The organism is Deinococcus yavapaiensis KR-236 (genome assembly GCF_003217515.1).
Taxonomy (GTDB): Bacteria; Deinococcota; Deinococci; order Deinococcales; family Deinococcaceae; genus Deinococcus_A; species Deinococcus_A yavapaiensis.
Genome location: NZ_QJSX01000006.1, coordinates 1 through 23,100 on the forward strand (window position 1 = coordinate 1; position 23,100 = coordinate 23,100).

At 62.7% G+C, this 23,100-nt stretch carries 23 protein-coding genes and 1 pseudogene; 11 read left to right on the forward strand and 13 right to left on the reverse strand.

What is annotated here, in order from left to right; translation table 11 throughout:
• Positions 1-134 (reverse strand): PIG-L deacetylase family protein (locus tag DES52_RS08755; protein ID WP_211317894.1); only part of this gene is annotated, 134 nt, incomplete at its 3' end.
• Positions 131-763 (reverse strand): phosphotransferase-like protein, encoded by a 633-nt coding sequence (locus tag DES52_RS08760; protein WP_245900853.1) that lies wholly within the window; start codon positions 761-763, stop codon positions 131-133. The genes DES52_RS08755 and DES52_RS08760, both read right to left, overlap by 4 nt.
• A gap of 438 nt (positions 764-1,201) precedes the next feature.
• On the opposite strand from DES52_RS08760, the gene DES52_RS08765 reads away from it, so the two are divergent.
• Positions 1,202-2,128 carry a retropepsin-like aspartic protease gene (locus DES52_RS08765; protein WP_110886441.1) on the forward strand — a complete coding sequence of 309 codons (927 nt, stop codon included), beginning with the start codon at positions 1,202-1,204 and terminating at the stop codon, positions 2,126-2,128.
• Positions 2,129-2,196: 68 nt separating this feature from the next.
• Here the strand turns inward: DES52_RS08765 and aac(3) are convergent, their stop codons facing one another.
• Positions 2,197-3,036: an aminoglycoside 3-N-acetyltransferase gene (gene aac(3), locus DES52_RS08770; RefSeq protein ID WP_110886442.1), complete on the reverse strand. Its 840-nt coding sequence runs from the start codon at positions 3,034-3,036 to the stop codon at positions 2,197-2,199.
• Positions 3,037-3,052: 16 nt separating this feature from the next.
• On the opposite strand from aac(3), the gene DES52_RS08775 reads away from it, so the two are divergent.
• The 6 genes from DES52_RS08775 (at position 3,053) to bshB2 (ending at position 10,269) form a co-directional block, all read left to right on the forward strand.
• The gene (locus tag DES52_RS08775) at positions 3,053-3,517 is read left to right on the forward strand and encodes a hypothetical protein (RefSeq protein ID WP_146237226.1); all 465 of its coding nucleotides are present in this window, start codon (positions 3,053-3,055) and stop codon (positions 3,515-3,517) included.
• Between the two features lie 78 nt (positions 3,518-3,595).
• On the forward strand, positions 3,596-6,406 hold the full coding sequence (locus DES52_RS08780) for an ATP-binding protein (protein ID WP_170130965.1): 2,811 nt from the start codon (positions 3,596-3,598) through the stop codon (positions 6,404-6,406).
• A gap of 1,076 nt (positions 6,407-7,482) precedes the next feature.
• Entirely contained in the window at positions 7,483-8,067 is a 585-nt protein-coding gene (locus DES52_RS08785; RefSeq protein WP_245900855.1) for an ankyrin repeat domain-containing protein, read from the forward strand.
• Positions 8,068-8,130: 63 nt separating this feature from the next.
• Positions 8,131-8,990 (forward strand): IS5 family transposase gene (locus DES52_RS08790; protein ID WP_245900857.1). Its coding sequence is split into 2 segments (ribosomal slippage): positions 8,131-8,296 and positions 8,296-8,990, totalling 861 coding nucleotides; the frame shifts between segments, so codons are not numbered across the junction.
• Between the two features lie 185 nt (positions 8,991-9,175).
• Positions 9,176-9,538 (forward strand): YojF family protein, encoded by a 363-nt coding sequence (locus tag DES52_RS08795; RefSeq protein ID WP_110886446.1) that lies wholly within the window; start codon positions 9,176-9,178, stop codon positions 9,536-9,538.
• Positions 9,535-10,269 carry a bacillithiol biosynthesis deacetylase BshB2 gene (gene bshB2 / locus DES52_RS08800; RefSeq protein ID WP_110886447.1) on the forward strand — a complete coding sequence of 245 codons (735 nt, stop codon included), beginning with the start codon at positions 9,535-9,537 and terminating at the stop codon, positions 10,267-10,269. The genes DES52_RS08795 and bshB2 overlap by 4 nt, the downstream gene beginning before the upstream one ends.
• Before the next feature lie 129 nt (positions 10,270-10,398).
• Here bshB2 and DES52_RS08805 read toward each other — a convergent pair whose 3' ends face one another.
• From DES52_RS08805 to DES52_RS08815, 3 genes are all read right to left on the reverse strand, one after another.
• Positions 10,399-11,352, reverse strand: a complete 954-nt coding sequence (locus DES52_RS08805) for a hypothetical protein (protein ID WP_146237227.1) — start codon at positions 11,350-11,352, stop codon at positions 10,399-10,401.
• 63 nt (positions 11,353-11,415) lie between these two features.
• The gene (locus DES52_RS08810) at positions 11,416-11,925 is read right to left on the reverse strand and encodes a hypothetical protein (RefSeq protein WP_146237228.1); all 510 of its coding nucleotides are present in this window, start codon (positions 11,923-11,925) and stop codon (positions 11,416-11,418) included.
• Between the two features lie 138 nt (positions 11,926-12,063).
• Positions 12,064-12,837 (reverse strand): carboxypeptidase-like regulatory domain-containing protein, encoded by a 774-nt coding sequence (locus tag DES52_RS08815; RefSeq protein ID WP_110886450.1) that lies wholly within the window; start codon positions 12,835-12,837, stop codon positions 12,064-12,066.
• 594 nt (positions 12,838-13,431) lie between these two features.
• Here DES52_RS08815 and DES52_RS08820 point away from each other — a divergent pair.
• Positions 13,432-14,237 (forward strand): IS5 family transposase gene (locus DES52_RS08820; RefSeq protein ID WP_110886451.1). Its coding sequence is split into 2 segments (ribosomal slippage): positions 13,432-13,762 and positions 13,762-14,237, totalling 807 coding nucleotides; the frame shifts between segments, so codons are not numbered across the junction.
• 272 nt (positions 14,238-14,509) lie between these two features.
• Positions 14,510-14,701, forward strand: a complete 192-nt coding sequence (locus DES52_RS23245; RefSeq protein ID WP_110886452.1) for a hypothetical protein — start codon at positions 14,510-14,512, stop codon at positions 14,699-14,701.
• A 56-nt stretch (positions 14,702-14,757) separates the two neighbouring features.
• Here the strand turns inward: DES52_RS23245 and DES52_RS08830 are convergent, their stop codons facing one another.
• From DES52_RS08830 to DES52_RS08865, 6 genes are all read right to left on the reverse strand, one after another.
• Positions 14,758-15,393, reverse strand: coding sequence for a hypothetical protein (locus tag DES52_RS08830; protein ID WP_146237229.1), 636 nt, complete (start codon positions 15,391-15,393; stop codon positions 14,758-14,760).
• A gap of 10 nt (positions 15,394-15,403) precedes the next feature.
• Positions 15,404-16,477: a serine hydrolase domain-containing protein gene (locus tag DES52_RS08835; protein WP_110886454.1), complete on the reverse strand. Its 1,074-nt coding sequence runs from the start codon at positions 16,475-16,477 to the stop codon at positions 15,404-15,406.
• Between the two features lie 498 nt (positions 16,478-16,975).
• Positions 16,976-17,974, reverse strand: coding sequence for an LLM class flavin-dependent oxidoreductase (locus DES52_RS08845; protein ID WP_110886456.1), 999 nt, complete (start codon positions 17,972-17,974; stop codon positions 16,976-16,978).
• 294 nt (positions 17,975-18,268) lie between these two features.
• Complete coding sequence (locus tag DES52_RS08855) at positions 18,269-18,460, reverse strand: hypothetical protein (protein ID WP_110886458.1); 192 nt, start codon at positions 18,458-18,460, stop codon at positions 18,269-18,271.
• A gap of 498 nt (positions 18,461-18,958) precedes the next feature.
• Complete coding sequence (locus DES52_RS08860) at positions 18,959-19,510, reverse strand: YccF domain-containing protein (protein ID WP_110886459.1); 552 nt, start codon at positions 19,508-19,510, stop codon at positions 18,959-18,961.
• Positions 19,511-20,000: 490 nt separating this feature from the next.
• The gene (locus tag DES52_RS08865; protein ID WP_170130966.1) at positions 20,001-21,218 is read right to left on the reverse strand and encodes a tyrosine-type recombinase/integrase; all 1,218 of its coding nucleotides are present in this window, start codon (positions 21,216-21,218) and stop codon (positions 20,001-20,003) included.
• Positions 21,219-21,450: 232 nt separating this feature from the next.
• Between DES52_RS08865 and DES52_RS23415 the strand changes: the two are divergent.
• Positions 21,451-21,891: pseudogene (locus tag DES52_RS23415) on the forward strand (winged helix-turn-helix domain-containing protein); the annotation flags it as partial.
• Positions 21,791-22,630: an IS630 family transposase gene (locus DES52_RS23700; RefSeq protein ID WP_211317889.1), complete on the forward strand. Its 840-nt coding sequence runs from the start codon at positions 21,791-21,793 to the stop codon at positions 22,628-22,630. The pseudogene DES52_RS23415 and the gene DES52_RS23700, both read left to right, overlap by 101 nt.
• Here DES52_RS23700 and DES52_RS08875 read toward each other — a convergent pair.
• Positions 22,516-23,016, reverse strand: coding sequence for a hypothetical protein (locus DES52_RS08875; protein ID WP_110886462.1), 501 nt, complete (start codon positions 23,014-23,016; stop codon positions 22,516-22,518). The genes DES52_RS23700 and DES52_RS08875 overlap by 115 nt on opposite strands.
• Positions 23,017-23,100 lie beyond the last annotated feature (84 nt).

Consider the following 23,100-nt stretch of genomic DNA (forward strand, 5'->3'; position numbering starts at 1 on the left):
TTGAACTTGCTGGACATCTCGCCGTACGTCGTCCAGACGATGAGGACGTTGTCACCTCGCTGGGCGTGCTTGGCGAGGGTGGCGGCGCAACCGCATTCGTCGTCCGGGTGGCTGAAGACTGCCAAGAGGTTCACGCGTTCACTCCGCCGTTCGGAACAGACGTCTCGTGCAGTTTCGCGATCACGCGTCGAGCGATGTCCTTCGGCGTGCCCAGCGAGGAATCCAATTCCAAGTCGAACCCCGGGTGCGCGTAGATAGCCTCCCGGTCGAGGCGGGCGAGTCCCTTGGGCCGTCCCGCCTGCGTTTCCGCCCGTTCAGCTTCCCAGCGTAAGCTGACTTCCAGCGGCGGTTTGAGGTTCACGAGCAAGGGTCGGTAGGGGCTCCACAACCGCATCGCTTCCTCGAACATCGCGGGCTCGAAGAACAAAACGTCCACGATGACGTTGCTTCCGCTTGCCACGAGCGCCGCCACCATGTGGTGCAGGCCGCTGACTGCTTGCCGTCCGACCCACCCGAGGCCGAACCCGACGGCGATCGTGGAATCGTTCGGGTCGAGATCGTACCAAGCGCCTTCACGTTCGTTCGCTTGGAAGGGAAAGTACCGCGTCGGCAGGGTCATCCACGCGCGGTCGTACCCGAGTTGCAGGTACGGTTCCTCGAGCAGGTCTTGCAAGGCGTTGCACAACGACGACTTGCCCGTGCTGGACGTGCCGTTCACGACGATCAAACGGCCAGGCGCAATCGACGCAGCAGATTGTGTCATGAGACATCCTACCCTACGAGTTCAGGAGCGCGTTTTACAGATGCCTTCCAACCAAGACTGTCCGCCACGAATTCGATCGCGGTGCTACGCCAGCGTTCGCTGCATCACCCACGTTCCCAGATGCGCTTGAAAGCCCAGCTGAACACCATTCTTCGGGTGTTCGTGGAAGCGAAGGTCGCTTGCCTTACTCCGAAACCCAAAGGCGCTCGCTTGCATCGGCAACCACGCGCGCAACTGCGTTTCCTGCGCGCACGACAACCGCCTCGGCCATCCAGAAGCGACGGTCGCGCGAACGCTTGACGACGTTCCTGCAACCTTGTAGTGTCGTGACACAAACGCGTCGGCAGGAGGCACCTTGCTTTCCTCGCCTCCCCAAATTCGCATCACCAAGTGCCACGGTGAAGTCATGCGAGCAGGGGAGGAAAGAAGGGTGTTGCCATGAATTCTTACCGCCGTGTCTTCCACTTGATTTCCACGCTCGCTCGCCGTGGCCGTGCCTTCCTCCTCGGGATGCTCGCAAACCTGAACGTACCCGTGTGGCGCTCCAAGACCCTCCACCCGAAGGTGTTGCAGCGTGTGCGACGGGGGTCCGAAGTCATCACCGAACCGCGTGCAATTGACGTGCCCATGGTCGGCGACCCTACCTTGCCATTGGTTGAAGTTCACTTGAATGGCCGCGGTCCCTTCCGTTTCCTCCTCGACTTGGGCGCGAATGTCGTGTCGATTCGTGAGGATGTCGCAGAGCAAATTGGACTTGCCACCGTTCAAGCGTTACGCACGCGAAGTGTCGTCCGTGCCGACACCTTAGAAATTGGCGCGACGACGTTCAACGATGTCCACATTGTCCGTGAGCCCGTCTTGGATGTCGACGGCGTCATCGGGTTCAACGTCTTCCGTGACGGGTTGGTCACGCTTGACTATCCCGCCCAACGGTTTCAATGGCACCCTGGCGCGCTTCCCCCCGTCGACGGACGCGAGATCGTCTCGTACGAGTTGCGTGAGCGGATGCCGTACGTTCAAGTGAACATTGCGTCGAGAGAAGTGTGGGCGAACCTCGATACAGGTGCCCGAGCTGAACTGATCGTCCCTGCGAAACTGGAGTCGACGATTCCGATTCAAGGTCGCGTACAAGAAGGAAAACGGCTGTGGAATCAAGCCGAGGGGAACATCAAGACGCGCACGGCCGCGTTGGCGGGTTACGTCGTGATTGGGGCGCACGTCGCAGCGGTCGAGCCGACCGTGACGTTCGCTTCGTTCCTGGAGGACGAGTTCCTCATCGGGAGCGGTTCGCTCGTCGATGTTCGGCTGACGCTCGACGCTGAGAACAAGCGGCTGTTGATCCAGGGGAGCTCGCGCGGAACTTGACCTGGTCGACAAACCCTTCTTGACACTACCGTTCAGCCGACTCTGCTTTCGAGTTCAACTTGTGCCCTTTATTGAAGGGCGGACGCATCGGTAGAACGTGCAAGGTGAAGTTCCATCCACTGCTGGCCGAACTCGACGAGACTTCGGCCGTCGAGCAAGAAGGCAGGAGCGGCGCCCACTCGACCGACGCGCCCACGGCCCTCATTGACGTACGAGCGGCCGATCACCTCGAAGTACTCCACAGGCCAGTCCGCGATTCCATTCGTGGTGTCGTACTCTTCGAACGTTTTCCACACCCGCCGTCCGTCTTGCAGGATCGGCATGCGGTAACGCACCACGCGTTTATTCGGCAACCGTGCAAGCTGCTCGGCGTGGTGCAGGACCGTCATGTTTTCGAAGAGTTCGCCCAGCAGCAGCACTTGTCCCCCCAGCGCGCAGAAGCGGCCCAGTGGCGAGTCGTGACCGAACGGGTACTGGTCCGGCTGGCACGACAACAGGTGCTCGGCCTGCGCGCCCAGCGCGACAAACGACGACGACGGGTGCGTGCTGCGTCGGGCGCCTGACGTCGTGCGCAGGTATTCCGCCAAGATGCTCATCTCACGGTGATCGGCGCGCGACGTTTGCGGATCGAAGGCTGGACACGCCTGGAGGTACGCCTGTCGCTTTTCTTCCGTCCAGTCATTGAGCTCGTATGGATTATCTTCCCAGCCGGCGAGCATCATCAACGTTCCCGTGGGCGTCACGAGATCCAAGAGCGCCCGGAGTAAGGCGTCCGGACCGCCGACCACCCAACCGACGCGTTTCACAGAAGCGTGCAGCATCAGCACTTGGCCCGCTTGCACGCCCAAGGCAAGCAAATCTCGTTGGAGATCGTCGATCGTCACGAGCGGGCGGGCGGGCTCGGCCATGGTCAAAGCTTAGCTCGTGATGGAACAGTTTGAGGTGGCTGAAAGCGGCGTTTCTTTACGCCGCTGCCTCGTTGGCGCACCTGAAAGTATGCCGCGCTGCCCTGTGTGCCTCTGTTTCACTCGTCGTGCCGACGCCTTGTTCAGCCTGTTCGATGTCATCACCAGCAGCTCTTGCAACTTCGGCCACTCGGTGTTCTTTGCGCTGACTTTTTTCAACAAAGGTGCGGTCGAGTTGGCAGTCAGTGTGTTGGCCGTCGATGCTGACGCGGATGTAGCCGATGCGTTGTCCGGAAGGCATGTGTCAGCTTTGAAGCTTGAGGATTGGGGCGACAAGTGTCAAGAAATGGGGAACGGGGATGCTATTTCCACACCTTTTCGCCCTTCTCCGGCTGTCCACTTGGGGTATACCTGGATTGACATCAATTCTTCCCTACCCAGGAAGACCTCCATCAGGGGCAGGACCGCCGCTTGTCCGACCTGAGCTGCCTTCGAACTTCACGTGTCACCCACCGCTGCACTCACCACAAGTGATGCTCCCCGATCCAGTATGCTCAGCATCATGCCCGACGGCCCAACCTCCCACGGGCATCCCACCGATTTCATCGCCGCCTTGGACGTCTTCACTGCCTTTACCGACCTCGCCGCTACCGAGACCGATGTGCGCGTGTTGACCAGCAAGGCGTACGAGGTGATGACCGTCCACTTCCTCGCGCACAGCAGCGCCTACTACGAAGTGCACGACGGCCTCTGGAAAGCCCTCACGTGGACTCCCGAGATGACCCCCGAGCAAATTCACATGATCCGCTCCGGCCTTCCGCTCGACGTGCCCTCCTTCGCAGAAGCGCTCACCACCAAGCAGCCGGTGTACATCGACGGGTGGAATTCACGGCGCGACGGCATCGAGAACACCGACGTGTTCGGCCCTGTCTGCATCTACCCCCTCACCGTCGACGGTGACGTCCGCGGCCTGTTCACCGTCGGACTGCGCGTCGGACGTCAGTGGCAACCGCGCGACCGCGCCCTCATGCGCGCCCTCGGCCGCAGTCTCAACATGGTCCTGGAACGCACCGAGCAAGCCCGACAGCTTCACGAGGAACGGGCGGCCCTCGAAGCGTTCGCGGTGTACACCGAGCACGTCGGTCATGAAACGGACGTTCCGACCCTCGTTCATGAAGCCATCCGGGTGCTTCGCAATCACCTGAATCACGTGAGCGTCGTGTACTACGAACTGCACGCCAGCCTGTGGAAAGCCGAGGCGTGGTCGGAGGACCTCACGCCCACCGTGATCGAACAGGTCACGCGAGGAATCCCAGTGCACGCACCAGACGGAATCAACGTGCCTCAAAGCGGCACGGCGGTGTTCCTCAACGACTGGAACGCCGACGCTCACTCCCTTCCTGCCGCAACCGCGTACCGCGCGGCCGCCTCCGTGCCCCTGTTCAACTCGGACGGCACGCCTCGCCTGCTCGCCGTCGCAGCGAAGGACACGCACGTTTGGAGCGAGCGGGAGAAAGCGATGATCCGAGCGGTCGGCCGAGCGTTGAGCCTCGCGGTGGAGCGCGCGGCAACCTCGAGGCAACTCAAGGTGCAGAACCTGGACCTCGACGCGCGCACCCGGGCGCTCGAAGGATTCGCCGCGTTGACGCGCGACCTGGGCGTGCGAGCGGACGTCTACGAATTGATTCGACGAGCGCAGGACGTGGTGCTGTCGTTGCTGCCCCCAGGGTACGCGCTGTACTACGAGCGGGACGGGAAGCATTGGCGCAACCGCGTGCAGGCCGGCGACGTTCGGAACGCGTACCTACAAGCGTTCATTGACGCGGGTCCCCTCATCGGCGAGACGCCCAGCGTGGACGTCCCATGGACGACGCACCACGCGTTGTTCCAGGATCAATATGCGCGGGGCAGTGACACGCCCGTGGAGATGGTGGGGCACGTGAATGCCGCGGCGTCCCTGCCGGTCTTCCGTGACGGTGAGCCCGTCGGAGTGTTCATCGCGGTGCTGTTCGAGCAGCGCGCGTGGTCCAGCGCGGACCGGGTGGTGCTGGAAACGGTGGTGCGGAACTTGGGCATCGCGATCGAACGTGCGGAGCAAACTCGGCAGGTGGAACAGCAGCGAGCGGAAGTCGAGGCACGCAACCGAGTGCTCTCGACGTTCGAGGAGTGGACGCGTGACCTGGCCGTGGGCGGTGACGTGTCAGAGGTGATTCGCCGTGCGCAACGTTTGCTGTACGAGTTGCTGCCCATCCAGGCCGCCGTGTACTACGAGCGGGACGGCAACAAGTGGAGGGTGCGCAGCCTCCTCGGGGAGTACGGCAGTGATGGCCTTCGGCGAGCTCACGAAGCGGGCTTGCCGTACGAGTCAACCGGGAACCTCCGCGTTCCCTTCGAAACGGGCGAGGTGTACTACCAGGATCCGTACGACCCTCACATCGACGGGCTGGCAGAACACATGACGCACGTGCAGGCCACGGCGATCCTGCCGCTCAAGACGGCCGGTGGCGTTCAAAGTCTGCTTGGACTCGCTCGCTTCACGTCCGAGCGGTGGACGACGACGGAACGCACGGTGCTCGAAACGGTCGGGCACAGTTTGGCGTTGGCGCTCGATCGCGTGGAGAAAACGACGGCGCTGGAACGCGAACGAGCGGCGCTCGCCGCGGCGAACGAGGAACTCGATGCATTCGCGTACTCCGTATCGCATGACCTGCGCACCCCGGTTCGGCACATCCTCAGCTTCAACAATTTGCTGCGTAAAACGCTCGCGTCGTCACTGGACGCGAAGACCGAACGGTACTTCACGCTGGTGGATGAAGCGGGACAGTCGATGAACCGCCTGATCGACGCGATGCTGAACATGTCACGGACGTCGCGCCTGCCACTCCGACTCGGTCCGGTCGACCTGGGCGTCCTGATGCGCCAAATCGAGCGGGCGAGTGAAGCGGAGTGCCTCGGTCGAAACGTGCGGTGGGACATCGCGCCCCTCCCGCTGGTGACCGGAGATCAGGACTTACTGCGGCAGGTGTTGGAGAATCTGGTGTCGAACGCGTTGAAGTACACGCGCACGCGGGACGTGACGGTAATTCGCGTGTGGGCGGCGGAACGTGAGGCGCACACCGCGGTGTTCGTGGAGGACAACGGGGTGGGGTTCGACTCGAAGTACGCCAGCAAACTGTTCGGAGTGTTCCAGCGGTTGCACCGCGCGGATGAGTTCGAGGGCACCGGGGTGGGATTGGCGAACGTCCGACGGATCGTGCGTCGACATGGCGGCGAAGTGTTCGCGAGGAGTCGGCCAGGCGAGGGGGCGACGTTCGGCTTTACCTTGCCGAACGTCACGGGCGGTGGAGCCATGAGTGGTTCAAGCGTCCCCTGAGGTCTACCCCAACCGGTCAGTCCGCGCCTCCCTGGTGCCTGGAATCATGCGGTCGACGTCGAAGTCTTGCTGATTGCACGGCGCGGCCCCTGGTACGCTGGCACGAGGCGCGTAGGATCGGAAGATTGGAGACACGAATTGCCCCGGTTGCAAGGGAGCCACGGCGGCATTCCAGCAGGTCGGAATCTCGAAGGCCCCAGGGACGGAACGGTTGGTGTCGACGTCTCGTGATCCCTGCTCGTCGCACGGCACGTCCCATGGCGCGTTGGTACGGGGAGCGTCAGGTCGGAAGATTGGGTACACCATGTGTCCTGGCTGCACGAGGACGACGTCAGAAGTCCAACACGTTGGAATTGGAACGACACGCGCTGTGCCGGGAACGTACGGCTGAAGCGGCGCGAACAGAACTGGCGGTCCACCTTGAGAAGACAGAGCAAGATTGACAGCAAACACGAGCGGCAGCATGGTGGCCTCCGAGGGCCAGTGTAACTACTCGTCTCTCAAATCGGCAGACTCCACGACCCGATGAAGCGTCACCTCGCTCGGCAAGGCGATGAGCATCCCTCAATTGGACAAGAGCGGTGACCAAAACCCGAGGACAGGCATTCCTCGAAGGCGGTGCGCCTGAACCCCGCGTTCGAGACGCAAGCCGTGACGGGGTGCGACCATGGCCCCTTCGTGTCAGACCTCCGGCTGGGCGTTCCTGACCGGTCCGTTCACAGGCGAGGCACTGCGGTTCTCGCCAGCGCGAAGTGACGCCACATCCCGCCGAGGGCGGCTGACGTGATGTTCACGCCATTACCAGCACGGCACGGGCGCGCTCACCCGAGACTTGATCGCACCTCGCCTATCGGGCGGGTCCGTGAAACTACGGAGGGACGTCACAACTTTCCCGAATGGCGCGCGACCGCACTTCCAGGCACGATAAACGCATGAACAATCGACGAGAAGAGCCCAGCAGACGTCATCGCGACGGTGCTGCGTGGATGAAGCAGCGTGTGCTTGCAGGGCTGCTCCTAGGACTTGTCGGCACAGGCAGTGTCATCGCGACGGCGCAGGGCGCAGCAACATTGAACGTGCGACTGTTGCAAGCCGCGGAGCGTGGGGACGAGGCCGTCGTGCGGGCACTGCTCAAGAACGGTGCGTCTCCGAATGCGCGCCGCGCGGACGGCCGTACCGCGTTGACGAGCGCGGCCCTCGGAAATCACGTGCGTGTCGCGCGCGTGTTGATCGACGCGGGCGCGAATCCCGACTGGCAAGACGATCAGCGGAATAACGCCTTGCTGGTGTCGGGGGAAACGGGCAGTGTGGCCATGCTGCGAGAAGTGCTTCGCGCCAAGCCGGACTTGACGCGAACCAACCGCTTCGGTGGCACCGCCCTCATTCCGGCGGCGCATCGCGGACACGTCGCGTACGTGCGTGAAATCCTCAAGACGAAGATCAACGTGAATCACGTCAACAACTTGGGGTGGACGGCGCTGCTCGAGGCGGTGATCCTCGGGGACGGCGGCGCTCGGCACACGGAAATCGTGCGTTTGCTGCTCGCGGCGGGAGCGAACCCGGCGTTGACTGACCGCGAAGGGGTCACGCCCCTACGGCACGCGCAGCATCGGGGGTACACGAACATCGCGCGACTCCTGTCCAGCAGCAACGGGCGTTGATGCGTTTAAGAGGGTGTTTGAAAAGGCTGTGCTGAACGATGTAAAAGCACCGTACCATCTTTTATGACGCACTCCCCGAGCGACCTCACGGACGCCGAATGGGTCATCCTCGCACCCCTGTTGCCCCTCCCCGAGCACCCCGGACGACCCCGCACGTGGTCCTTGCGCCTCATCCTTGACGGCATCTTCTATTCCTTGCGCACCGGTTGCGCCTGGCGGTATTTACCTGACCCTTCCCGCCCTGGCAAACCGTCTTCCATTACTTCCGTATCTGGCGCATTTCAGGCTTGTGGGGAGCATTGAACGCGCAACTTCGCGAGCGCGTTCGGGAAGCGTCAGGTCGGCTTGCGCAGCCTTCAGCGTGCATTCTTGACAGCCAAACCGTGAAAACCACCGAGCAGGGCGGCGTGCGCGGCTACGACGGTGGAAAGAAGATCAAGGGCCGCAAGCGCCACATGCTGGTCGACACGCAAGGGCTCCTCTTGAAGGTCAAGATCTTGGCGGCCAACGTGACGGACCGACTGGGTGGTGAGCTCTTACTTCCGCTTGCCAGGCCCCTGTTCGATCGCCTGTCCCACCTGTTCGTCGATGGTGGGTACAAAGGGAAGTGGGTCGAGTGGGTCAAACAGACGTTGCACTGGACCGTGGAAGTCGTGCAGCGCCCGGATGCCAACATTCGCGCATATTGGTTGCCAGAGGGGCAGGAATTGACGCCCGAGCAGATCAAGACCTTCCAGGGCTTTCGGGACTTCAAGGTCATTCCAAGACGCTGGGTGGTCGAGCGTACTTTCGCCTGGACTTCGAGAAATCGCCGATTGGCGAAGGATTACGAACGCTTGCCGGAAACAGGCGAGGCGCTGATGTACGCCGCGATGGTCCGCTTGATGCTCACTCGACTTGCAAGCGAGAAAAGTGCGTCTTGAACGCATTCAAACACCCTCTTATTGATCACCGAAAAAGTTCGGCGGGCGATTCGGGCACGACCTTGCTTCAAGGCGGGCAAGCACGCGACGTTTTCCGCCCTCCTTGCCCACAACTTCAACCGTCATCACGTTCACCCGGCGGCCGACACGTACAATACACGCCATCCCACCCGTCAGGAGTTCCGGTGAAACCCATCGACCGCGAAGCCGTGCAAGCCTACCTCAGCCGTCACGCCCACCAAGATTTGTACCTGCACCTGGAAACCAGTACCGGTGCCTACGCTGCACTGACCGATAAGAACGTGCCGACGGTCGCCGCGATCGTCCGCAACACAGCCCTTCAGTACGAACGCGGTACCCTCACCGGAACCGGACCGTACCGCGTCGGCCTCAAATTACAGCTCGGTTGGGTCTACGCCGAAGGCCTCACCGACTGGCACGTCGACGAGGAAGGTCGCTTGTTGCTCGCCGGGCACGACGCTGACGGCGCGTTGCTGGTCGCGCTGCAACTCGGCCGCACGCCCTTCCGAAGCGAGGCGCACGAATGACGCGCGGCCCGATTTTGGTGGTGTTTCCACATCCGGACGATGAAACGCTGGCGCTGGGCGACCTGCTCGCGTTGCATGCGCGTGATGGCCTCTCGGTGACGTTGCTGTGCGCGACACGCGGGGAAGCCGGGCGGAACATGGGCCGCCCGATCAGTGCGAATCGAGAAACCCTTCCGGGCATTCGTGAGCAGGAACTGCTCGAAGCGTGCCGCATCCTCGGCATTCACGACGTGCGGTTGTTGGGCTTCCGAGATCGAATGCTGGAATTCGAGAACCCGGACGATCTTGCCCGCCCGGTGCTTGAAGCGATGCGGGAGCTTCGACCAGCACGGGTGTACACCTACTACCCGGAGCACGGGTACCACCCGGATCACGACGCGATGTCACGCGCGGTCGTCCTGGCTGTCGAGCGCCTTCCCGTGGAGGAGCGGCCGGTCTTGCTTGGGACGGTGTTCAGCGACGCGGCGTTAGAGGCGTTGGGAGAGCCGGACGAAGTGGTGCCGACCGCGTCGGTCGGTGAAGTCTTCCGCGCGGCCGTGCGAGCGCACCGAACGCAAACGGCGGCACGCGTGGCGCGAACACAGGCGCGCATGGCAGAGGATGAAGAATTTCGGGCGCAAGTTGAGGAGAACTGGCGGAACATGACCGCGAAGTTGTGGGTGTATCCGGTGGCGTCGAAGGGACTTCGTGGCAAGGTCGCAGACCCGGCAGAGGCGCGGAAGGCGACGTGAGGTGAGAGAGGCTGCGCCTCGCGACGTCCCAAGTCGAGGGCGCCCGATACTTCTCCCTCACGTTCGCCGGTATCAATAATTACTCGGCGTGCACAGAAAAACGCTGACTCTTAGAATTTGTTTCACGGCTCATCGTTCGTCGCGGCCGAACACGCTGCACAAGCGCTCACTCCCCAAACCGCTGATCACCGTTCGTTCCTTCTCGTTCGACAGCAGCCGCGCCACCCACTGCACTTCACCGCCATCCACGAGGAAGACGTCCTCGTCGTCGGCACGACCGTACACCTCGAACGCCAAGCCCGCGTAGTACCCTCGCCCGCGTTGCCGCTCGGCGTTCACCTCGAACGTCACTCCTTCGAACGCCTCCGACAACGGCGCGATCACCTCGGCGCGCACGGCGTCTGCTCGGTCGCGCGCCGAGAAGTCGCTCAGCACCACGCGCAGCGGCACGTCGACCGACGTGACCGCGCGAATCACCGCGAGGTGGGCGCGCACGTGCAACGCCACCAGCTCAAGCTCGACCGAGCTGCCGCGGCCCGCCCGAGCGGCGCTCACGAGTGCAAGCAACGCGAAGTGTGCCGTTTGACGCGGCCCGTGAAAGAACTGCGGGCGCAGCAACCGGTGGTGCGCGGCCAGGTGCACGCCCTGGGGAGATCGAGGCCCGAGCGCGCGGCGTCGCGACGCCGCTTCCAGCGCGAGGACGTTCGTGGCGTCCGACACGACTTCGAAGCCTCGCGTGGTCGCGACCGCCCAATCTTGCGAGACGCCCGCGACGACCGAAGCGGTGCCGAGGGGCGTGACCGGAGCGAGCGTGATCGGCTCGAACGCCGCCGACAGGTGCTCGAAGGCGAGGAGCTCGAAGCGCGCGAGTTGCACGGGCGAGAGGCGTGCAGGGCGGGAGAAGCGGTCGCGTTCGTACTCGGCGAGGACGTCGGCGGGCGTGCGACGCGTCACGCGGCGCCGAGCGACGTCCAGCAGCAGCGAGGTGAGTTCGGACGGCTTGACGTCTTGTGCCAAGTGCGCGGCGAGGTCACGCGGGCCTTCTTCGGGCAGCAAGCGCCGGAGCCGTCGGCTGGAACTCATGGGTGAAGTGTACGACGCGCTATGGACTGACCGAGGGTGGGCGCGCGGTCGTGAAGCAGCGTCTCAATGGGTCTTCTTCCAATCCACGCTGAAGTCACCCATGTGAGAGACGACTTCAGCTCCAATGGCGAACGACAAGCTGTCCTGCCCGGTGATGACACCAACGTCCGCCCGGTCCCACAGCGTGATGAATTCGAAGCCGCCGTCGTAATCGAAGCTCTCGTGCCGCAGACTCTCCAACGCCTTGGTTTGCAGCTTCGGTGCCACCAAGCTGAGGACGCCTTGGTACACGAAGCGCCCATTTCCGTCGTTGCCTGCCTCCGCGTGGAACGTCAGCCAGGCGGGGCACGAAGTGTAATCCTTCCCCAATTTCAGGGAGGCGCCCAACGCGTCGAGGCGGTCCTGAGCGACTTTGGTCATGGCCGCGTTGAGCTCACCTTTCAGCAGCACTTCGGCGCGGCCGATGCACACTTGTTGCGCTGCGAAGGGTTCGAGGTTGGCGGGGATCCGGGCGGCGAACGCGACGGAGAGGGCGGGGAGAGCGAGGGCGGTCAGGATGGGAAAGGCTTTCATGACAAGGTTCTCCTTCGTCTTCAAGAACTGGAACAACGCTCCCGAAATGGGATGGTGCATGACGTGGCCGACTCGAATCCCTATTGGAATGGTCTTCGGCACCGAACCCCTTGGAGGGGCCTGAGACAGCGAACGCACTTATTTGAAACGCCAGTAGATGTACGCCCTTCCGGCCGAGCCACCGTAACCACCGGTGCAGCTGCCGCTCGCGCCCTTGAACTTGATCGTCGCGTCCGTGCCGTAGCTGCCGTTTTGGTCGTCCGCCACGACCAGCGCCTCTCGCTGGCCGTTCTTGTCGATGAACGTCGCTTTGACCTTGTAAGTTCCGATGGGGATGTCCACGGCCACCTTGCGGCCCGGAATGGTCTTCGTCAACGCTTGCCCCGCGCTTCCGTCGATGAGCGGACCGATCGGCGTCAACTGCAACTCGATCTGGTCGTTGTTGGTCGCCCAGCGATCCTGGAAGCCGCCCTGCAGCGGGGACAGGGAGCCGCCGAAGTACCCCAGCTCGCTCTCGTCGTCGCTCCAATCGGGGAGGCGCCCGGACAGCTTCCACTGAAAGTTGCGTACGACGCCGTCCTTGGGCACGAAGGGGTTGTACTCCGAGGTTTTGGGCAGCGCGAGGCGGTAGCAGAACTTCTGGCCTTGATACCGAACGCCCAGCCAAGCATAGGCTTGGTAGCCCACGGGCGGCAGCCCGCTGACTTCATACCGACCCTTCTCGTCGGTGAGCACTTCGGCGACGCCCGTGGTGACGACCGGCTTGATCCAGACGGTGACGCCTTCGAGGGGCTTGCCGTGCGAATCCACGACTTGCCCTTGAACCGTGCCGGGCTTGCCGGCCGCGGCGAGGGCCACCGAGAGGGTGAGAAACGAGAGCAGCGCCGTCTTGGTCATCTTCTTCATAGGCATGACAAGCTCCTTTTGGCGTCCACGTGTTCGGCGCCGCTTCCTTGGGGAAGTGGAGGCAGCCTAAGCGGACCGTCGTGACCCGATGATGATCGCCCTGCAACCGTCTGGCCCCCCTATAGAGGTCGTCGGTCGACGTGATCAAGGTGGCTTTGTACGTGCGGCGTGTGCTGAAACCGCGACGGCGCGCCCTCGAGCTGAGAACGCAGAAAGAACGTCTGGGACGCAAGCAGCGGTACTTGAGTCGTGCCAACGGCATGTCTGAACGGGGTCGTCAAAAGCCAAGAGGTGCTGCCGCCGAGTTGCGCCTCGTGCCTTCGCGCTTCGAGGTGGTTGGGGTAATCACGACGGAATCACAAGCTCGGGGCGAGGGGAGGATGGGTGACGAACGGCTCCACTGGCCGCGTCTTGAAGTCAACGCTTGTGCAATGCTGCCTGACTCCGCAACCTCGGCAACGCCTGGTCTGGTGCTTGCTCGCCACCCCGATTGCCGAATGCCGGCGGCGCTTTCTCTCGATCGGGCGCGCACATGGCGTGGGCGTTTTGGTCCTCTTAGACCGCCTAACAAAACCTCAGCTGTAGCTGCGAGGCTTGGGTATGCCCAAGCCTCTTGTCAGTGACGAACTCTGGGCGTTGATTCACCCCCTGCTGCCACCCGAACCACCCAAACCCAACGGGGGACGGCCCCGCGTCCCTGACCGGGACGTCCTCGAAGGCATCCTCGTTGTACTCAAGACCGGCACGCCCTGGGAGCATCTCCCGCTCGAACTTGGGTACGGCAGCGGCATGACCTGCTGGCGCAGACGGCGTGACTGGCACGAAGCGGGCGTCTTCACCCGTCTGCACCACGTGTTGCTCGACCGCATGGCACACGCGGAACAACTCGACTGGAGCCGAGCGAGTTTGGACAGCACCAGCGTCCCGGCAGCAAGGGGGGCTCGCAGACCGGTCCGAACCCAACCGACCGCGGACGGCCCGGCAGCAAACGTCATGTCATCGTCGATGGTCGTGGAACGCCGTTGGCAGTCTTGATTTCACCCGCCAATCGACATGACAGCATGCTGTTCGAAGCCCTGCTGGACGCCGTGCCGCTGGTGCGCAATGGGCGTCAGGGCCATCCGAGGAAGCGGCCCGAGAAGTTGTATGCGGACAAGGCATACGACATCCCAAGGTGCCGGAGGGCGTGCTTCAAGCGGGGCATCAAGGTGCGGATCGCCAGACGTGGGGTGGAGTCGAGCGAGCGGCTGGGACAACATTGCTGGGTGGTGGAGCGGACGTTGTCGTGGCTCAGCCGGTTTCGCCGGTTGCGCGTGCGGTACGAGGTGCGGGCGGACATCTTCTTGGCGTTCACGCAGTTGGCGTGTTGCCTGATCACCTTCAAGCAGCACGCCAGGTTTTGTTAGGCGGTCTTAGAAGGCAGCAAAAGCAAGCTTGTCAAGCGTTCTCGTCTGATGGGCATCACTGTGATGGCCCGCGCTTCCTAGCAAAGGCGCTTGTAAGCTGAAGGGAGTTCTGATTTTGAAAGACCATCAAGCGCCGCCGACTACGAAAAAGGTGCAACGAAAGGGCGACGAAGCCGAGCGGCAAATGGCGGTCTACCTTCGACGCGCCTTCGGTAACGACGCGAACGTGCACGTCTTTCACAACTAGCGTTTGAATGCGGTAAGGACGCCGCGTGAATTATCACCTCATGCTGCACCGCAGCGGCGCGGTCATCATCGAAAGCAAAAGCGTGACGTCCGCCGTGCGCATCAATGAACGCAGCGAGTGGGCTCGGGCTTGGAACGGCCGTTGGAGTGGCATGCCATCGCGACGGAAAACCCTGCAATTCAAGGCCTTCCGGTATCACTTGGTCCGATGGCAGTGAGGTCAGCGGGACGACGCTTCAGCGGCGCGCGTCGAACGCCTTCATCGGCAGAGCGTTCACACGTCTCCTTCCGGCAGCGGAGCCAAGGCAACTCGCACGGCGTACGCCGTTCCCTCAGGCGCTTGCTCACCAGTAAAGTACTTCGCGAGCACACCAAACAGTTCTTGCTGCAGCGCTTTCGCTCGGTCGAACGACAAGGTGTTCACTGTAAAGGCGTAGTCGAGCACGGCAGGATCGTGCGCGCCCCTCGAATGCCACGGCGCGTGACCTTCGAGCGCATCGTACGCGTACACGCCATCTCCTTCACGGTACAGCAACAAGCCCCACTCGGCGTCGTCTCGCACGTCCCGCATTACCTGCAGCAACCCGCCGAGCAGCACCTCTTCATGTCGGCCGCGCGCACGCCGTAACGCTGCGGCGAGATCGACGAACGGTGTGCGGGCGTACGGCACGAATACCCGCTCGGACACGCTCGTGTACAACTTCACGGCGCGTCCTTTGCGAGGTTGGCAGCGCGCGACGCGCAGCAAGCCCAGGGTGCACATGCGTCGCACGCGGTACAGCACGGCATTCGGCCGTTCCGACAGTTCCAGCGTGACGTCCGTCACACTGCGTTCACGACCCAGGAACGGGTAGAAGTACCGGCGGTTGGCAGGATCAGCGAGGAACGCGGCGGCACGCGCGTCGGTCACGCTCGTGGTGTCACCCGACATGCGCGCCTGTGAACGCGGGAACGAGGATCCCGAGCGCTTGATTCACAGCCTCGTGCCCGGCCGTGTCAGCGGCGTTCGTGGCGAGGAAGAAGGCGTGGTCGTCGTCGGGCAGCAGCAAGATCACCGCGAAGAACGTCTCGGCGCTGCCGTTGTGCGAACTGGCGCGTTTCACGCTGTTCGGTCCGTAGCGCTGCACACCCCAACCGAGGCCAGCATTCCGGTCGGCATTGAGAGGTTCATGCATGACCGTGTACGCCTCGGCAGGCAGCAAGCCAGGGTGGCCGCATTGCCCTCGCAGGTGGTCGCGCGCGAAGGTGAGACCGTCGGCGAGGCTGAGGTGCACGTCACCCGCGGGCGCGATGCCCGCGTGAAGTCGATACCCATCCCTTGGATCGTGCGGCGCCCAGCGGTCGCCTTTCCACCGGTGCCCCCACGGTTCGTTGGGGCCAACTTCGACGGGCCAACCGAAGCCGGCGCTGCGAAGATCGAGCGGACGAAAGACTCGGTCGAGCATGAGCGTCTCCCACGCTTGCCGCGTGACGCGTTCTGCGAGGGCCGCGGCGACGCCGAACCCGGCGTTGGAGTACGCGTACGAACCGAGCGGCGCGACGGGCTCGAGCGTGAGGACCCACGCGGCGAACGCGTCGCGTGCCTCGCGAGGCGTTTCGCGTGTCGGAGCGAGCTGGAACTCCTCGTCTTGCGTGAAGGGGGGCAGTCCGGAGGTGTGGGTCAGCAGGTGCGTGAGGGTCACGTCACGGTACGCGTCGTGAACGCCTTCGAACACGTCGGTGACGCGGGTCTCCCAAGTGAGGACGTCGGGAACGAGGGTGGCGAGCAGGGTTGCGGTGATGGGTTTCGTGCATGAGCCGAGATGCAAGCGGTCGTGCACGCCGAGAGGATCGTCACGGTCGACGTGACGTCGTCCGCTCGCGCCGAGCAACTGCGGACCGTCGAGGTTGGTCACGCCCCAGGCGAGGCCGGGAACGCCATGTTGAACGCGAAGGCGGTCAAGTTGTCGGTCGAGGTCCGAGCGATCCGGTGTGAGGAGAGCGGAGGGAGTCATGCTTCAGCTTGCCGGACGGTCAACCTGAAGCGCGAGGGGCGAATTCAGGTAGTGAGAAAGCGGGACGAGCAAGGAAGAAGCGTTGAGCAGTTCATCCCGCTCGAGGCTGCCAAGAACAGGTTTGCAGCTTGGGGACTGCCTTTGCAGCGAGCAGAATGCTCGGGTGACCCGGCGAGACGCTCCCAGTGATGTGGATGACGACACACAGTTGTTTCTGCTGCCCTTTTTGCTGCTGAGCCCTCTAGAAGCGAGGCAACCGCCACCCAATGAATCGTGGTGAAACGGCCGCAAGCGACCACGGAGTTCATCCTGCTGCCGAAACGCTGCCTTGACGTGCTTGTTGCGCTTCAGACGTCTGAGACACTTGCCGGCGACCCCATCGGCTTCCATGTCCTGGCCGCCTGTATCCTGCTTTGTCATAACCTCAAGCCCCTTTTTACAGAAGATTCTTGGCCGCCTCTCGTCGAATGGAGGAAGACAGTTGGTCTCCACCTCTGATCAGGAAGCGGCTGCGGGGGCCAGCAGTTCCAACGTGCGGTGCTGGTGCTCTTCAGCCACGGCCAGGTTGACCAAGATGAGCTCATCGGCCTGCACTTCCCTGACCAATGCTTCGAGGCCACCCACCACGTCTGACTGCGTGCCGACAACGGTGCGATCAAGCATCCCCAGAATCTGCTGCGCCTGCGGATGCCTCCGCACCGCCCTCAGGTCCTCTGAACTCAGTGCTTGTCCACGGCCTAGAAACGCCTGGAGCCAGCCATCTTCGGCCTGCCTCCGCTGATCTTGGGCGGCACTGGCGTCGTCCGCCGCGATCACGTTCACAGCGGCGATGAAGTGCGGTTTCGCCTCCGGGCCTGCGAGCGGGCCCTTGGCGTCGAAGGTCTCCCGGTACAACCGAGCGGCATCATTGAGTGCTGTGGGCGCAAAGTGAGAGGCGAACGCGTACGGCAGGCCGAACTGGGCGGCCAGTTGTGCGCCGAACAGCGACGACCCGAGGATGTACAGCGGCACGTGGGTTCCCGCACCGGGGTACGCATTCACGCCGGAGATACGCGAGTTCCCGCTGAGGTAGCCGTGCAGCTCAAGGACGTCTTGAGGAAACCGGTCTGCTTCGCGTCCGTCACGCCGCAGGGCACGCATGGTCGCGCCGTCCGTTCCGGGGGCGCGGCCCAAGCCGAGGTCAATGCGGCCTGGATAGAGCGTTTCCAACATGCCGAATTGCTCCGCGATCACCAGCGGCGAGTGATTCGGCAGCATGATCCCACCCGCTCCCACCCGTAGATTCTTGGTCTGGGCGGTCACGTGTTGAATCATCAAGGCGGTGGCCGACGACGCGATGGTGGGCGCGTTGTGGTGCTCGGCGAACCACAGGCGGTGATACCCGAGCCGGTCGGCGGTACGGGCCAGCCGTACACTGCGGGCGATGCCTTCAGCGGCCGGTTCATCCTTCTTGACTCGGGTGAGGTCGAGCAGCGACAGGGGAATAGAGAGGGCCATGGGCGGTGCTCCTTGAACGTGAGTGAGGCTTTACGGGAACGTTGGGGTCGATGCTGTACTGTGGCGGAACCACCAGGTTTTCCTGCAGGATGGGGACCATCTGGTCAACAAAAGCGGTGAGATGGTCGTGCGTGGCGTCGAGCGAGAGGATGAACGCGTCGGCGGCCCCTCTCTCGAACCAGTCTTGCAGGAAGTCAGCGACCTCGGTAGGCGTGCCGACCACGTCAGGGTGAGGGTCGAGAACGCCGTGGGCCACGATGTCACGCGGCGACTCGAAGGGCGTGACCGCCACACCTAGGTGCGCGAAAATGCACGCGGCGTGCGTGATGGAAGGCGACGCACGCCCGTGAACCCGGGGAGGCTGCCGCTGAGCGGACGAGCGCGCATGTACCGCGCGGCTTCCGGGTCGACTGCGGCGCTCGCGAGGCTCAGGACGAAGTTGAAGGTGAGGTCCGCCGTGTCCAGCGCGAAGACGAGGGCGAACATGGCAGGTGCGAACACCCGCTGCGGGTCGAGTGTTAGAGCATGCAGTTTCTATGGAAGCGTCACGCCTGTAAAGCACGAACAAGGAACGTAGCCAAATCCTGCACCAACTACAAAAGAGAAATCCGCACAGTGCGGATTTCTTTGGCGCGCCCGAAGAGATTCGAACTCCTGGCCTTCTGATCCGTAGGTGGAAGCTCCAAGGCAGACGATGAGCTCCATTGCCGCCCGATGCTGCCCTCAACGGCGTTCCCACCGCAACTTCACGAACCTCGGCCGGCGCTGTTGCTGCCCGATGATGTCGTTTGAAGACCGCCCTCGTAAGGCACGCGCAAGGCACGCTCGACCTTCGCAAAGGCTCTGCGACCTGCCCCAAGCAGGAGCAGGCACTCCCCGCTCGCTCCGTACCCCCGCTTCTCAGGCTCTCAACGATCGAGACACACAAACCAAAAGGGTAGAAGCGCCGTTCCAGGGAACGGCGCTTCTACCCTTCAGCCTGAATTAGAGGAAGAAGGACTCGACCGTGTATCGAAGCATTAGCACGCCAACCGGGATGCCAATGACCGTGCAAAGCATGATCAAGGCCCCGCAAACCCACAGTGGGCCGACCCAGCAGCCGAAGAACACGAAGTACAAGATCCGAACCCAGGTTGGCGGATGGGTGCGTCCCGCTTTGACGGCCATCCCAATCGTATTGGTGTTCGTATTGGTATTGGCGTTCGTGACGTTGACGACGATGGTCGGTTGTTGGACTGCCGCAGCTCCCGGCATGCCTGGCGCTTCACCATAGTGAACGACTTGAGGAGTCATGGCTGGAGCCACAGGGACAACCGGCGCAGGGGCCATTGGTGTTCCCATTTCTGTTTGCAACTGCGCCCGCACTTGAGCGCGCAGTAATTCCTCTTCGATTTTCGCTTTCTCTTCTGCCATGATCCGCGCTCGAAGCTCCGCTGCTGCATCTTGAACGGCGGGACGCAACGGCGCTGGCATCCCCATAGGATCGAGACTTGCTTCAGCAGTTGGCACGAGATTTGTATTTTCCGGTGTCGTCATAAAGACTCCCTCTGCGCCAGGGAAATTGTTTGCGCCTTTTCAGCTTATGTGGAAATCCTCACGCTCACCTCAACATTTGCCCATCAAGGTGCGACTCTCAAAAACGCTGCCCTGACTATCAAAAACAGCGCGACAACCTGCTGCAGGCAGTCCATTGATACGACGAACCAAGCTTCGTCCGGGCCGCATGAACGCAGCCCTCGACAAAGCGACCATCATGCCGCGCGAACAAAGAGCGACGCGAGCGTACCAGCAAGCGCGAGCGCAACAAATGCCTACGACCATCGCGTACTTGGTGAGATGCACGCCGCAGTTCACGACCCCGAGCACGCCAACGGCTTGCACCTGGGGTGCGTACGCGAAATCGGCGAGCACCACTGTCGGGCTGATGCCACGCCACAAGAATCCTTGTGAAACAAGCCGTGTCACCTGCTCGCGACCGCCTGCCTCACCCTGTCTGACAACGCGACGCCGTCGCGCCGCAACGCGCTCAACTCGACGAGCCACTTCGCAGGGCATGCAACAACTCCTCCAACTGGCGCAGCAAGTTCGGGTTCGCGTCGAACGCCGCGCGATCTCGATCCGCCGCCAACAATTGATCGAAGCTCAACGCGGCGTCACGACGCTGATCGTCGTACAAATGCGTGTACACCCGCAGCGTGAACGCGACGTCCGCGTGCCCGAGCCGATCCGAGACGAGTTTCGCACTCACCCCACGGCGAATCATCAAGCTGGCCGCCGTATGCCGAAGATCATGGAAACGCAAGCGCGGCACGCCCGCTCGCCGCGTCAACATGCGGAAGACGCGTGACACGTTCGACGCGTCCATGAACGCGCCGCTCGAACGGCGAAAGACGAAAGCGTCCGCCGTGTGCGTACCGTGCCATGCGCGCTCCTCGCGTTCGTGCGCGCGCAAAATTTCGAGCATGTCCGCGGCGAGCGGCAGGGTTCGGCGACTTGCAGGCGTCTTCGGCTCGCCGAGCTCCCACGCGCCGCTCACACCACGCACGAGTTGCCCTCGCACGACGAGTTCGGCCCGCTCGAAGTTCACGTCGCTCCACCGCACGCCGAGCAACTCGCCTTTGCGCATGCCCGTACTGAGGGCCAGCGCGAACAACGGATACAACCGATGGCCTTGCGCGGCGTCCAAGAAAGCGCGTGCTTCCCATGGCGTCCAGACCTTGAGCCGCGCAGCAGGCGTTCGTAAGCGCCGCACTTGCTCGGCGACGTTGCGCTCGAGCGCGCCCCACCGCACGCCTTGCCGCAACGCCATGCGCAACGTGTGCAGTGCCGACGCGACCGTCTTCATCGACTTCCCGCTCGCGAGAAGGGCGCTCACGGCGTCCTCCACGTGCAACGCCGTGAGGTCCGTCAAAGGCACGTGCCCGAGGTGTGGAACAAGGTGCAGCAACGTTCCCGTGTACGATCGTAGCGATGTCGGCCGTACCTCCCGGGCCTTGAACGCCAACCAGCGATGCAGAAACGCCAAGGTGCTCGCCGAATCGCTCGCCGCTGGCAAGCTATCTTGGCGGGCTTTTCGACGGGAAACACGCTGCGCTTTCGGGAGGGACGCGATGAGGGCGCGTAGCGCACGGCGCGCTTCGATCTTGGTCTTCCGCGTGACGGACTTACGGTGCTTCCGACCCGTGTCCGAGTCGATGTACGAAGCGAGGCCGCGCCACGCGGTGACTTTCCCCTTGCTGATCACGGGATGCAGACAACCAGAGCCTGGTCGTCCCCGAAGTTTGTTTTTGGCTGGCACCTTTCCAGTGCGACATACCATCGTGTATGTGATCCATGACGCTGATGTGTCGGCCGACTGAGCGGAGGTATCTCCGTGTCTCACTTCCCGACGATGTCTGCCGGCGTCAGTTCACAAGGAATCGCTGGTGAGTTTCACGAATTCGCTGCTATTGACTTCGGTGTAAGTTAGAGAGGCGATGTGGCGCCCTCGACGCTTGACCCGCCCGCAACTGGAAGAACGCCGTCTGGCTGCCGTTCCCATGCTCGAAGCCCGACGCCCCCTACCTGAAATCGCTGCCGAACTCGGCGTGCACCGTCACACCGTCGAGAAGTGGTCCATGAAGTTCAACCACGGCGGTCCCGACGCTCTCAAGCGCACCGTGTCCAGCGGCCGACCCCCTCGCCTCACCCCCGAGCAAGAACAACAACTGCTCGACGCGCTCGCCTTGGGCTGCGCGCATCACGGCTTCCCGACCGAGCAGTGGACGATGAAGCGCGTATGCGTCGTCGTGGAACGCCTGTTCGGCGTCAAGTACCATGTCGACGGCCTTCGACCGAAGATGCGCACGTTGGGCTTATCGCCGCAGAAGCCGACCAAGCGGGCGATCGAACGCAACGACGAGCAGATCGAGACCTTCGCAAAAGAAACGCTGCTCGAGATCAAAAAAAGTCGCCGCTGAGGGTGGCACGCTCGTCTTCATTGATGAGACGGGGAGCAGCCTCAAGACCACCGTGGGACGCACGTGGGCCCCGAGGGGCAAGACGCCGATCATCAAGACGCACCTCAGATGGCACAGCCTGTCCATCATCGGAGCGATCACGTCGAACGGACGGGTATTTCAGAACACGTACCCACACGCGATTCGAGCGGTGCACGTGGTGGCGTTCTTGGAGCATCTGCTGTTCTTCGTGCCAGGGCCGATCACCGTGATCTTGGACCGTGCGGGCATTCACCGAGCGAAGGTGGTGCAAGCATTCGTGGCGGCGCAGCCTCGTCTTCGGGTGGTGTACTTGCCGCCGTACGCCCCAGAGCTGAACCCCGTGGAGTTGCTGTGGGCGTACGTCAAGCGACACGTGCTGGGCAACTTCGTGGCGAAGGACCTGCGGGATCTCAAGCGGCGGTGGACGCAGGGCTTCGCGGTCGTGCGCCGCCGTGCGCCGCAAAAACCTCGTGCCGGCGTTCTTCCAGCATGCGCCCGCCTAACTTCCACCGTCGTCAATAATCGATGTTCACTGCGACCGACCATCAGCAAACATCGCGTCTATTTCTTGAAGAGCCGCATGATAATACTCACCAAGATGCCACCTGCGAAGAGAGCGGCCGCAGCCACAGGATCGGATTTCTTGGAGGTCGCGTGCAGGAAGACAAGCATGTAAAAACTGTTGAACACGGCTCCCCAAGCCATCCCGAACACGAGGTGGGACGTTCTGAGTTCATACCTGCCTCTCCAGAAGGACCAGGAAAGCAGAATCAACACCGGGGAAAGGATCAGCATGAAGCCGCCGATGCTGAGCAAGGAGGCCGTAGCCTTGAGATTGGCGACCATCAAGGAATTTACGAGGACGAGCAGCCAACCGATGGCACACGCCGCGAGGCACTGCTTGTAAGTTCTCCACTTGGAAGGCCGGGAGGGATCTTCGACCTTGCTGGGATCAACGACGTCCCGCGCGCGTTGCTCAGAAGCAGTTTGCGCTCGCTGCCGCTCTCTTGCTCGTTCTCGATCGGCTCGTTCTGCTTGTTGAATCAACTTCTTCATCGACATGACTGGCTCCTTGCAAGGACCGGTGAAGCTCATAGACCTGAGGAGCTTCGGGTCCAAAAGTGCCGCTCTCGGGCTTCTCCGAAG

Excerpts from the sequence above, each read along its gene's own strand:
- DES52_RS08760 (WP_245900853.1), bottom strand. The coding sequence starts at position 763 with ATGACACAATCTGCTGCGTCGATTGCGCCTGGCCGTTTGATCGTCGTG.
- DES52_RS08765 (WP_110886441.1), top strand. The coding sequence starts at position 1,202 with ATGAATTCTTACCGCCGTGTCTTCCACTTGATTTCCACGCTCGCTCGC.
- DES52_RS08780 (WP_170130965.1), top strand. The coding sequence starts at position 3,596 with ATGCCCGACGGCCCAACCTCCCACGGGCATCCCACCGATTTCATCGCC.
- bshB2 (WP_110886447.1), top strand. The coding sequence starts at position 9,535 with ATGACGCGCGGCCCGATTTTGGTGGTGTTTCCACATCCGGACGATGAA.
- DES52_RS08805 (WP_146237227.1), bottom strand. The coding sequence starts at position 11,352 with ATGAGTTCCAGCCGACGGCTCCGGCGCTTGCTGCCCGAAGAAGGCCCG.
- DES52_RS08810 (WP_146237228.1), bottom strand. The coding sequence starts at position 11,925 with ATGAAAGCCTTTCCCATCCTGACCGCCCTCGCTCTCCCCGCCCTCTCC.
- DES52_RS08815 (WP_110886450.1), bottom strand. The coding sequence starts at position 12,837 with ATGCCTATGAAGAAGATGACCAAGACGGCGCTGCTCTCGTTTCTCACC.
- DES52_RS08835 (WP_110886454.1), bottom strand. The coding sequence starts at position 16,477 with ATGACTCCCTCCGCTCTCCTCACACCGGATCGCTCGGACCTCGACCGA.
- DES52_RS08845 (WP_110886456.1), bottom strand. The coding sequence starts at position 17,974 with ATGGCCCTCTCTATTCCCCTGTCGCTGCTCGACCTCACCCGAGTCAAG.
- DES52_RS08855 (WP_110886458.1), bottom strand. The coding sequence starts at position 18,460 with ATGTTCGCCCTCGTCTTCGCGCTGGACACGGCGGACCTCACCTTCAAC.
- DES52_RS08860 (WP_110886459.1), bottom strand. The coding sequence starts at position 19,510 with ATGACGACACCGGAAAATACAAATCTCGTGCCAACTGCTGAAGCAAGT.
- DES52_RS23700 (WP_211317889.1), top strand. The coding sequence starts at position 21,791 with ATGTCGACGGCCTTCGACCGAAGATGCGCACGTTGGGCTTATCGCCGC.
- DES52_RS08875 (WP_110886462.1), bottom strand. The coding sequence starts at position 23,016 with ATGTCGATGAAGAAGTTGATTCAACAAGCAGAACGAGCCGATCGAGAA.